The organism is Armatimonadota bacterium (assembly GCA_029907255.1).
In the GTDB taxonomy this organism is placed as follows: domain Bacteria; phylum Armatimonadota; class UBA5829; order DTJY01; family DTJY01; genus JAIMAU01.
The window spans coordinates 115,728-127,686 of record JARYMF010000005.1 but is presented as its reverse complement, the minus strand read 5'-3'; the positions used below and the strand labels follow the sequence as shown (position 1 = coordinate 127,686).

Genomic DNA, 11,959 nt, shown 5'->3' with positions numbered 1-11,959 from the left:
TCTAACAGTTAGACCTTAGCCAGCTGAGAGTGCTGGCGCCGTTTCATATATTGCTTGGCTTGGTGCATGAACGCTTCAATACGCGTTTCGCTTGTGGACTGTTCTACGCCATCATAGACCATATTTAGGAATGGGAATTCGCCTAATTCCTCCCGAACACGTTTGAGCAAAGCGTTTGAAATTGTTCCTGGCATGCATGTGAACGGCATCACGGCTACAATTCCTGAGAGTCCTTTCGTAATAAAGTCAATTGCCTTGCCTACTGTCATAATTGCTTCGCCCTCGAAACTCCGATGGACATAGGGAGAAGCTTTGACTAGTATTTCGTTGCTAGAAGGCTCCTCAAGATTGCGCAGGAACCCACGGAATACATTTGTCAGCTCGTGCTCATCGCGTTTCATAAACCAGTCGGTGATGTTATTCTTTAACCATAATTTATAGTTGCAGTCAAGCCATGCCCTCATGCTCCTACGAACATTGCGATATAAGAACCACTCTAAAATCGGCGCTGCCCATACTTCGCCGCCGAGTGCTTCAATTTTACGGACAATATCTTGGTTACTAAATGCATTGGCGCGAACGTAAAACTCACCAACATAGCCAATGATTGGTTTTTCTATGCTTCGGTCAACTGGGACAGCTTCAAATAGTTTTCGACATTTTTTGAGAGCTTCGACAAGATTGGTTTCGTTTTTCAGCGCTTCATAGACGATTTGCACTGACTTGTTGAATGCTTCGTCAGCGGCGCCTTTTACCGTTTCGTATGGCCTTGTCTCTCGAACACACTTCTCTAGGAGGTCTATCGCGATTATCCCACGCCAGCCAATCTCAAGGAGTTTTCGCCCGACAATTCCAATGTCGTTATAGAAGCTTGCTGCTTGGTTCGGCGCGTAAATAGGCACATCTGGATAGCCGAGCTGGTCGAGCACCATGCGTTGAAGAGCATTATATTGGCCAAATCTGCATGGTCCGCCGGAACCACCCATGAAAAACGCATATTTATTTCTGTCGAAGTCCGGCCTTTTAGTGAACTTTACCATATCGCCGGTGGTAACTATGCATGGGAAGCATTCTTTGCCGGTTGTAAACTGTCGGCCCCACTCGAGGGTTTCTTCGTCTGGTTCAGGAAGAACCTCAGCTTTCATCCCACAAGCTTCAAATGCTGCGGCTAGGGCGTAGGCATGGGCACTCATATTTGGAATAAGTACCGTTCGGTGAGTACCCTTTTCTATATTTACAGGGCGGAATATCCGTTCCCCAATGGCTCGGCCATTTGTATTTTGGATGCTGTCCATGAATGCTTCACAGCGGGTAATCATGCCTGCATCGGCGCTGTGCTCGTCTACCTCAATCACAAGGCAAGGCTTGCGTCCTAGACGCTCGCGGAAGAACTTGTGCACAAACGAATCTGGACCACATCCGAAGTTTGTCAGATAGAGCGGATAAAGCCTTGGGTCATCGGCTATTATCTCGGCTGCCGAGAGTATTTTTTGCCCATAGCGCCAGTACATGTTTTTCCAGTCGTCAGGCAGTCTTACAGAGTCAAGAGGCAGAAAGTCCATCGGTATGCACCGCACGCCAATTTTGTTTAGCTTCTTTGGAATTTCCAAATTTGCTCCAGGATCACATCCGTTATACGCTCGGCTTACGATAACGATTGCTTTTTCGTTTGGTTCAATCTCGGCTAAAACTTCCCGTCCGCGTGCTTCAAGCTTGCGTTGGAAGCGCTCGAGATTTTCCTGGGCGGCAATAACAGCATTGGCTACTTGTCTTCGCGACTTGCCCAATTGCCTCCCCACGTCTTCTAATGCCTTAATTCGATGTCGAGTGGGGAGCTGGAGGTATATTACTGGCTCGAGCGTCTTAACGCCAGCTGCTGTGAAATTTACCGCCGATTTGACTGTATATACAAAGCTTTGTACATACGGGCAAACAAAGCTATCAGTCATTCGTCGGTCGGGCAAAGGCAGATTAATTACGCTAGGCAGGAATATGTAGTCTATCTCTTTATTTAGGAGATTTAATACGTGCCCCAATGCTACTTTCATTGGGAAGCATGTTTCTGCAACGGAGCTTTCGGCTCCATCATGGATTATCTTCTTGGTAGTTGGGTCAGAGATAACAACTTCACAGCCCAATTCTTTGAAGAACGCCTGCCAGAATGGATAAAGCTCGTAGAATAGGAGGCATCGGGGAATGCCAATTCTAGGTGCATCAGCCGTTATTGGTTCCTTTGGCACGTAGGGTTCGAGAAGCATCTCCGTGCGTTCAGCGAAGTGGTCAGGATATTTGCTAACCACTTGTGTCCGCCGGTCAACGTCATATTTTTCACACCGACTGCCGTAGAAAAGCGGCCTCTCACCCTCAACTACGACACGGTTTATTTCACACTGGTTTGCACATTCCTTGCATTCAAAGGAGGTAATTTCATATGACCGTTGGCTGAGGTCAAAGCCTTTAAATTTGCTGCCTTGCCCCTTGTCTTCGTCCATGGCTATACATGCGCAACCGATTGCCCCTGTAACCTCGTGGTGCTTGGGCACGATAATCGGCTGACCGGTTACCATCTCGAAGGCGGCTATGACTCCCTTGTTTGCGGCGACTCCACCCTGGAAGAAAATGCGCTTGCCGATGGGCTTCGTTCCAACTACTCGGTTGAGGTAGTTGCGCACTATTGAGTAGCTTAGCCCGGCTACTAAGTCTTCAGTGCTTGCGCCTGCTTGTTGATTGCGCACGAGCTCGGTTTCCATGAAGACTGTACATCTCTCACCAAGGTTAATTGGTGACTTCGATGACAGGGCAAGATTGCCGAACTCTTCTTTGATGCTTATCCCTAGCTTCTCCGCCTGCTCTTCGAGGAATGACCCTGTGCCTGCTGCACAGACTTTATTCATCTCAAAGTCGACGATTGCACCATTTTGTAAGCTTATATATTTTGAGTCTTGACCGCCAATTTCAAATATAGTGTCTACCTCGGGGTCTATTTCTGCAGCGGCTCTGGCTTGGGCGGTAATTTCATTTTTGACTACGTCAGCACCAATGAAGTCGGCAATTAGGTATCTTCCCGACCCGGTCGTACATGCACCTCTAATCTCGACAAGATCGCCAATTTCCTCACCGATTTCTTTTAGCCCTTGTCTTACCGCCTCGATTGGGCGGCCGGCTGTCATTAAATACCGCTTAGCTAACACGCGTTTGTTGGCATCAAGAACCACTACATTAGTGCTAATCGAGCCAACATCTACGCCTAGATATGCTGGAATTTTTCTTTCGGTTTTTGCAGGAGGCGAAACAGAGTTGTCTGTTGGCAGAATAGATTTTTCTAGTTTTAGTGGCTTATCACGACCGCGCTCCTCAGAGGCTAGGTCGCTGTGCTCCTTTAGTTGCGAAAGCTTCGAGAAATCTGGTTCTGGGCCGCCTTCGTGAATTGCAATTAGCGCAGCGCCAATCGCGCCCGTGCATCCAAATTCCTTGGGGATAATAAGGTCATCGTCGCTCAGATTAAGCACGGTTTTTAATGAGCGAACGATACCTGGGTTTGCTGCTACGCCGCCGTGAAATGCTACGGGAGGTTGTAAATCTTTGGCGGCGCCAACTGTGCTTTTGAAGTTGCGCGCAAGTGCCAAGCATAGTCCGGCAACAATATCTTCAACAGGCGTTGCTTTCTGCTGCAGATGAATCATATCACTTTTGGCGAAGACGCTGCACCTACCGGCAACTCTTGGAGGGTTTTTTGATTTAAGCGCCATTTGTCCGAATTCTTCGATTGTGAGGCCCATTCGGCTTGCTTGTTGGTCGAGGAATGATCCAGTGCCAGCGGCGCAAACTGTGTTCATTTCAAAGTCGGCAATTGCGGCCATGCCGTTTCGTTCCTCAGGTCGCAGGAAGATAAGCTTTGAATCCTCGCCGCCTATCTCAATAATAGTCCGAACCTGAGGATGAAGATGCGTAGCAGCGGCGGCTTGAGCGATGACCTCGTTTACAAACTTTCCTTTGAGGACATCGGCAATTAGCCGTCCGCCTGTGCCAGTGGTCGCAAGTTGAGATATTTTATCGAATCTAGAAACCGTGTCTTCGATTAATTGTGCTGCGACCTGCATGGGCCGGCCCTTATGCCGGACGTATTGCGTTTCAAGGATTTCGCCGTTCCTGTTGAGGACGGCGGTGTCTACGCTCACCGATCCGACATCTATTCCCAAAACTAGGTCTCTATTCGACATCGTTTTCGCGACTTCTCCTTTTAATTCAATTTTAAGCCTTATTATATTTCTACCCGAGAGCCTTGACTCCTCCTGTATGCCGGTTTTCCAGACAACCGTTAAATTCATATTTTGCTTTTAAGCTGTGGGTGGCTTGGCTAAGTCTTGACAAAATCTACTAATTATCAGAAACTTCGTCTTGGTGTAAGTTTTTCCTGCAAAGTCGGTTGGAGAGTTTCTTAAATATAAGTGAAATTCTGCAGGTGCCTTTTTGCCTGCGAGTATCAAGGAGAAACCAAAGTGTCGTACTTTCCAAAGCTTGATCAAGAATACCAGACTTTTAAGGCTTGGCTTGAATTGCGAAAGGAACAGGGTGCAGATGTCTCGGCAATTGAAAAAGAAGCCCGTGGCTTTTTGGCAGACTTATCGCGGATACTCGAAAGGGTTAATCCTCCGTTTACAACCAAATATCACGAGCCGGTAGAGCTAGAACATATAAGGCTTGCTCGACCCAAAGGGCCACGCACGCTGCCGTATAGCCTCACAGACGATAAGCTTTACGACAAAATGCTCGGCGCATTGCTTGGAAGGAGCGCAGGCTGTATTTTAGGCATTCCTGTGGAGGGATGGAGTCGAAAGAAGATAAAGTATTTTGCACTCAAACTTGGACAGCCTTATCCGCTTGCTGAGTATTGGAAGTTTACGCACCGTTCAGGCATCCACTACTCCGAGCCGATGGATAACTTTTTCAGGGACAATATTGATCACGTTGGACCAGACGATGACCTTGCATATACGGTGCTTGGTTTGCTTATTCTAGAGGAAGTTGGGATTGATTTCACGACCGAAGACGTAGGACGATTATGGCTTAAGTACTTGCCGATGGCGTGCACGGCGGAGCATGTGGCACTCGAAAACCTTAAGAAAGGGATTAAACCGCCAAAAACGGCGCTAAAGGGCAATCCATACATGGAGTGGATTGGCGCAGACATACGGTCGGATCCTTGGGGATATGCGGCTCCCGGCTTGCCTGAAATTGCGGCTGAATTTGCATATCGCGATGCCTCAGTGAGCCATGTGATGAATGGGACCTATGGCGAGATGTTTTTCTCGGCTGTGATTGCGGCGGCGTTTGTTATTGATGATCCAATAAAATGCTTGCAAGTTGGGCTTTCTGAGATTCCAGCAAAATGCCGTTTGGCTGAAACTGTAAAGCAAACACTTCGTTGGTGCAAAGCCGATGGCGATTGGGAAACTACCTTGGGCCGCATCGAGGAAAAATACGCTGGCATGAGCAACGCGCACACTCTAAACAATGCTGCTATTACGATTGCAGGCCTTTTCTATGGGGACGGTGACTTTGAAAAGACAATTTCGCATACTGTTATGGGCGGCATAGATACTGACTGCACTGGTGCCACCGCGGGTTCGATTATGGGTGCTATCCTCGGCGCAGGAAAACTCCCCGCAAAGTGGGTATCGCCTTTCAATGACAAGCTTACGACTTATTTGATAGGCCAGGAGGTTCACTCCATCTCCGACCTTGCCCAAAGATTTTGCGTAATAGCTAAGCGGGTCCGTGAAAAATATGCTCAATAGGCTTGCCATTTAGTGGAGAGTATGTTTTTGGGATAGGTAGCATTTAAAGCCTTGTAAATTTTTGAATAAGGCTGGCTTTGGCATGCCTGATGCTTCTAGGGAGGTTTTCTAATCTTAGTGGTTGACTCTCGACTTTTATCTGTGCAGAAGACCTTTTGCCAGATTCTATTGATTATTGCCTCCATTTCTTACGCGGCTGCCGGACAGGTGTTAGACGATATCCTTAATTATGCAATCGTTGACCAGATGTCCGGTGGCAAAGAACTTCGGCTCGAGGTGACCTCTAACTCCCCTATAGGACATAGTTTTACCACAGGCGAGAATGTCCACGAAATATTCCGCATAACCGTATACCTTGATCAATCGCCTGAGCAATGGCAGTCCGGAGAAGCTGTGACGCTAACTTTGTGGGACTCGCAAGCAAAGTCCAGGAAGCTTGCTGAATATACCCTAAGTGATGTAACCGTTAAGAACGTGCTAGGCGAAAATCCTTTCTATGTTCGTTGTCCAGCAGAGCCGAATAAAAGCTACTATTTTGAGCTAACCCATAACGGCAAAGGCGATGGCAGAGCCGGGATATATGCCGATGCGAATGGTAATCTATTTTTTAAAGTGTTAGTCAAGCGCAAGGCTGACCATGAAACCTTGATGCGTGAGCTTTTCTCTGATTTTGACCTTGATGCGCCCGGTATGGAAAAGGTTAAATTAGCCGTCAAGGCGGAGAATTGGGAACAAGCAATCAAAGAGACGGTTGCTCATTTTGATTCTCGATCGCTTTCTCAGTGGCACGACCCCAAGATAATGCCAAAGAAGAATCCGCAGGCAAATTTCACTCCCGCCGAGAAAGCTCTAAAGCATGTGGTCGAGCACCAAGGCTTGGATTTCTATCTTGGTGAGCGCATAAATTGGTGGGCGAATCCTGTTCCTGGCAAAGGAGGTCTTGCCGAGTATCTTTGCAATTGGGGGCTTCCTAGAATCTTGGGCTATGCATATATAAACAGCGGCGATGAAAGGTACGCAAAGAAGGCAAACGAGTTTTATGTTGCTTGGATGCTTGATAATCCACCGCCAACAAAACCAGGAGTTGACTGGAATAATGCTGCTTATTCAGGCCTTCAAATTGCGCGCAAGTTTGGCGGTAATGCTTGGTATTATTATGGGGAGTTGATGAAATCACCGAATCTTGAAACCGACACACGCATGGCTTTTATCCACTTTCAAATTCAATTCGGCAAGCTTCTCTACAGCGGTATTACCAATGGCGGTCAGGGGTGGGGCGGCAATTGGGGATTTCAGGTATACGATGCGCTTCTAAACAATGCGCTAGACAACCCCGAATACAAATACTGGCGCGAATGGGCGGATTTTGCCGTTAAGAAGCTTGTGGAGCTTTCGCATGAATCTTTATGCGCCGATGGCGTACTTAACGAAGCAGCGCCGAACTACCACGGTATTTGTGCTCGCCGCCTAAAGTCGCTTCTCATTCGAGCAAATGAAAAGGGAATCCCCATTCCTTCGGATATGCGGGACATCTTGGGCAAAATGTATACCTTTTTAGGATACTTGACCCAGCCAAACGGAATGACGCCAATGTTCGGAGATTCCGACAGTGAGAACTATGCGGAGGAACTGTCTGAGGTCGCAAAGATTCTAGGCCGCCAAGATCTAGAGTACTTTGCTACTCAAGGAAAGAAGGGGAAGCAGCCGTCGCCCATCTCTAATTGTTTTCCTTGCAGTGGCTATTATTTTATGCGCGGTAATTTTGAAGATTCAACCTATCTTGCCGTCCACAATGGCAATTGGATTGGCACGCATGGGCACTTCGACCTCACCGCTCCCGTAGTTTATGCGTTTGGCAGACCTTTGTTAGTTGATCCTGGCAGGTATAATTACTCAGCTGACCATGACTGGTTTTGGATTGCAAAAGCCCACAATGTTGTCTTGATAGACGGACGGAATTATGAGAATTATGGGCGAACGACAGAGTATTCTCACTGGGCTTCAACGAAGTTTATGGATTATTTCGATGGCCGCAATCGCTTTTATCAGCATACTGTTAGCGACCGTGAAATTATTTTCGTAAAGCCTGACTACTGGCTCGTGAGCGACCAGCTATACTTTGAGGGAAATCACAAGCTGGAACAGTATTGGCACTTCGCCCCCGGCGAGGTAAAGCTAAACTCACGCTTGGTCGCCGAAACTACATACCCCAGTGGCGGCAACATTGCTGTTGTCCCCATACTCCGCGAAGGCCTAACAGCGCGGAAGGAGGACGGCTATGTTGCCTTCAAGGCCGGTGTAAAGGAAAATGCCCCAGTTGTTGTGTACGAAAAGCTTGCAAGTGGCAAAACATCGCTGGCAACTCTTCTCTATCCCTGGAAAGCTGAGGAGGGCTGCAAAAGGGTTGCGGTCAAAAGTCTTATTCCGTTGGACGTTCCTGGCATTTATGCATTTTCGGTTAAAACAGTTTGGGGCAAAGATTACATTGGATTGTGCCGCCCTTTGGAACCGAATATCCGCAAAATATCATCGAGCGAATTTTCTGCAGTTGCTCGGGCATCGCTTATCCGCATCTTAAGAGACGGCAGGGTTAAGGCGTTCTCGTGGGTTGAGGGGTCGGAGATTTGGTTGGGAAACACTCTTCTCGCGAAGTCTGATAGGCAGATTGGCACGTTAGATGTGGAGTACAACAATGGAATACTTCGCGTCTGGTGCCGGGAAGAGGAGCCGTCGCTAAGAATAAATGGCGGAAAATGTTCGTTTGTCTCGATAAACGGCGGTCCACCGCGGAAGTTCTTTGGCGAAGTGTGTTATCCATTTGCCGATAAGCCGAAAGCAGTTGTCGTAGATGACACCGACCTTGGGTTTTCACGCATGGAAAGTCGAGAGTGGGGACCGATGCCGGATGGCGAGCCGATTGGCATTTCATATCTTCAGCATGAGACCGACGTTGGGCGCAATGAATGGGCTGAGTGGAGGGTAATCTTACCTGATACCGGCAAGTATGAAGTACAAGTTCACATTCCACGTTCGCTTCTGCCGCTCAGCCACGAAGTCGAATACATTGTGAATAGCAGGTCTTCGCAGATTATAGACCAGCAAAAGAACGCAGGAAAATGGGCTACTTTAGGTGTGTTCGATTTCAACGCAATTGGTAATACTATTAAGGGCGTTAATCGTTCCAAAGAGGATGGCAGATACTTTGTGGCTGATGCCGTTAGATTTGTAAAGCAACGCTAAAATAAGTTTTTTGTAACAAGAGTGTTCGGGTAGTAATCTTTAAAATCGCATCTGGCATTTCTGAGCCGCACAGCTTGCAAGAGCAAAGAGCTTAGGAAGGATTAAAGAGGATGAAGACAGCCGAATTAGTTCTTCTCGTGGTGCTTATTATTGCGCTTTATGTCGTTTCGAGCAGATGGCGTCCGGATGAGCCTGTATTACTTGGTGCGCGTGTTTCTTTCTGGCTTGGATTGGCAGCCGCCCTATTGGCTATAATACTTATCGCTCTAAGCAAGTCGAGGCAATTTTGAAGAGCACTGCGGTCCGATGCTCATTATCCCCGACGGCAACGGTTGTTGGGGTGTTTGAGTTGGGATTTGCTGGGCATTAAACGCAGATAGCCTCGTGAACACTGGGGGCGAAGGAGTCCCGTACGCCAGCAGTTGACTTCTATTCCAGTCCGTATTTCTCCCGTATGTATTTATCTATGCCTCTCGCTGCAATCTTGCCCGCGCCCATCGCCGAGATGACAGTAGCCTCGCCGGTAACCGCATCGCCACCTGCGAAAACGCCTGGAATTGAGGTCATCCCAGTCTCGGGGTCAATAATTATGCCTCCCCAACTCTCCGTCTTTAGCCCTTCCGTCGTCTGGCGAATCAGTGGGTTGGGATTCTGCCCAAGAGCAACAATCACCATGTCGCATTCAATCTCGAACTCCGACCCTTCGACGGCGATGGGACGGCGTCTGCCTGATTCATCCGGCTCGCCAAGCTCCATGCGGAGGCATTCCATCGCCCTCACGGCGCCGTTATCGTCGCTTATGAAGCGCTTTGGGTTTGTTAAAAGTTGGAAAACAACGCCCTCCTGCTCGGCATTTTCGACCTCCTCCGCACGAGCAGGCATCTCAGTGCGGCTTCTTCGATAGACAATCGTTACTTTCTCGGCGCCAACCCGCAGAGCTGTTCTAGCACAGTCCATTGCCGTGTTCCCAGCGCCCACAACGCAAACCTTCTTCGGTTTCTTAAGTGGAGTGGCGTAGTCATCTCGATGCGCCCTCATTAGATTGATTCTGGTGAGCCATTCATTGCCAGAGTAGATGCCAGAAAGATTCTCCCCGGGTATACCCAAAAGTTTCGGAGCGCCTGCACCTGTCCCGATGAATACTGCATCATAGCCCTGCTCTAATAGATCATTCAGTCGGAACGTGCGGCCAATGATTACATTTGTTAGGAAGGTGACGCCAAGCGATTTAACGTAGTCTATCTCGCGGTCCAACACTGCGCGAGGGAGTCTAAACTCCGGGATGCCGTATCTTAAGACTCCGCCTAGCTTGTGAAGCGCCTCAAATATTGTGACAGAGTAGCCTATCTTTGCAAGGTCGCCCGCAACCGTGAGTCCCGCGGGGCCGCTCCCTATTACAGCAACGTGGTACCTCGATAGTTCGGGGTTCGAGGGCTTTGGAACGTTGAAAGGATTAGCACAAGCCGCTTCATAATCCGCGGCAAATCGTTCCAACCGACCAATTGCGACGGGCTCATATTTCCTAGCAAGCACGCAGACCTTCTCGCATTGTTCCTCCTGTGGGCAAACTCTTCCGCATATCGCGGGAAGGGAGTTCGTCCTTTTTATCTCTCGCGCCGCCCCGATGTAATCTTTGTTCTTGATTAGCTCGATGAACTTCGGGATGTCAATATTCACGGGGCAACCGGCGACGCAAGGTTTCTTCGGGCAATTCAAACATCGAGCGGCTTCCGCCAAAGCCAGCTCCTCAGTGTAACCAAGAGCAACCTCGTCGAAGTTTTTAATCCTAACCGCGGGATCTTGTTGCGGCATTGGGTTTCGGGGTTTTATCTCTGCCATTTACTTCTTAGCTCCATCAACAAGTGCGTTAGCGTTGGCTTTGTTTTCTTCGTCAAAGTAGTATGCTTTTCGCGCCCTGAGTTCATCCCAGTCCACTTGATGGGCATCGAAATCAGGGCCGTCTACACATGTGAACATCGTCTTTCTGCCGACTGTTACCCGACAGCCACCGCACATCCCCGTGCCGTCAATCATAATCGGGTCGAGGCTTACGATTGTCTTAACGCCGTAAGGTTGTGTCGTCATTGCAACAGCTTTCATCATCGGAAGCGGGCCGGCGGCGAATACCATGTCAACTTTCTGAGATTCGAGGAGTTCGCTGAGCGCATCCGTTACTAATCCCTTGCGCCCATATGAGCCGTCGTCAGTGGTGATGATGAGCTCGTCGGCGATTTTTCGCATTTCGTTCTCAAGCAAAACTAGCGATTTCTCGCGTGCGCCAACGACAACGATTAGTTTATTATTCGCCTTCTTTAGTGATTTAGCGATTGGGTACGCAATGGCGGTTCCAACGCCCCCTCCAACAACAACAGCGGTGCCGAAGTTGTCAATCTCCGTCGGCTTTCCAAGTGGTCCAGCAATGCTTGCAATGTCTTCGCCTTCTTCAAGTCGCCCAAGCTCCTTTGTGCTGAAGCCGACCTCTTGGAAGATAATCGTAATTGTGCCTTTATCAACGTCCCAATCGCATATTGTGAGAGGCACGCGCTCGCTCTTTTCGCCAACCCAAACCATAACGAACTGCCCAGCTTTTGCCGCACGTGCGATTAGCGGGGCTCTTATCTCCATGCGGGTTATTGTGGGCGAGAGCTTCTCCTTACGAACAATCGTGTTCCTAAGTTCATCTGGCGTCAAACCAGCAAGCTTGCATGCCCCCGGGTATTCTCTCTCGTTCATGAACTCCTCCTGCGCTGAAAACCGCGTCAGCAGAAAATTCTACAACTCACTTGCATTTTTTGCAATCCCCCCTGCATGGAAAGACGCAAATAGATTTGTTTTGCCATGGAATATTTCGAGGTTGGAGAGACTGGCAAACTATCTGGCGGATTATTGCTCAAAATTCAAGTGCTAGCAAAATTGGGGCA

6 protein-coding genes are annotated in these 11,959 nt (G+C 48.7%); 3 read left to right on the top strand and 3 right to left on the bottom strand.

The genetic code is table 11. The features are described 5' to 3' along the window. Positions 1-8: 8 nt before the first annotated feature. On the bottom strand, positions 9-4,220 hold the full coding sequence (locus tag QHH26_05770; GenBank protein ID MDH7481474.1) for an acyl-CoA dehydratase activase: 4,212 nt from the start codon (positions 4,218-4,220) through the stop codon (positions 9-11). Positions 4,221-4,499: 279 nt separating this feature from the next. Here QHH26_05770 and QHH26_05765 point away from each other — a divergent pair, with 279 nt between their 5' ends. The 3 genes from QHH26_05765 to QHH26_05755 all read left to right on the top strand — a co-directional run bounded on the left by QHH26_05765 (position 4,500) and on the right by QHH26_05755 (position 9,328). Beyond that, on the top strand, positions 4,500-5,798 hold the full coding sequence (locus QHH26_05765) for an ADP-ribosylglycohydrolase family protein (GenBank protein MDH7481473.1): 1,299 nt from the start codon (positions 4,500-4,502) through the stop codon (positions 5,796-5,798). A gap of 117 nt (positions 5,799-5,915) precedes the next feature. Further along, a complete protein-coding gene (locus tag QHH26_05760) occupies positions 5,916-9,038 on the top strand; it encodes a heparinase II/III family protein (GenBank protein MDH7481472.1) in 3,123 nt (1,040 codons plus the stop codon). 110 nt (positions 9,039-9,148) lie between these two features. After that, positions 9,149-9,328: a hypothetical protein gene (locus tag QHH26_05755; GenBank protein MDH7481471.1), complete on the top strand. Its 180-nt coding sequence runs from the start codon at positions 9,149-9,151 to the stop codon at positions 9,326-9,328. Positions 9,329-9,467: 139 nt separating this feature from the next. Here the strand turns inward: QHH26_05755 and gltA are convergent, their stop codons facing one another. Both gltA and QHH26_05745 read right to left on the bottom strand, forming a co-directional pair. Continuing rightward, positions 9,468-10,877, bottom strand: coding sequence for an NADPH-dependent glutamate synthase (gene gltA, locus QHH26_05750; protein ID MDH7481470.1), 1,410 nt, complete (start codon positions 10,875-10,877; stop codon positions 9,468-9,470). Continuing rightward, positions 10,878-11,771, bottom strand: a complete 894-nt coding sequence (locus QHH26_05745; protein ID MDH7481469.1) for a sulfide/dihydroorotate dehydrogenase-like FAD/NAD-binding protein — start codon at positions 11,769-11,771, stop codon at positions 10,878-10,880. It lies immediately after the preceding gene. Positions 11,772-11,959 lie beyond the last annotated feature (188 nt).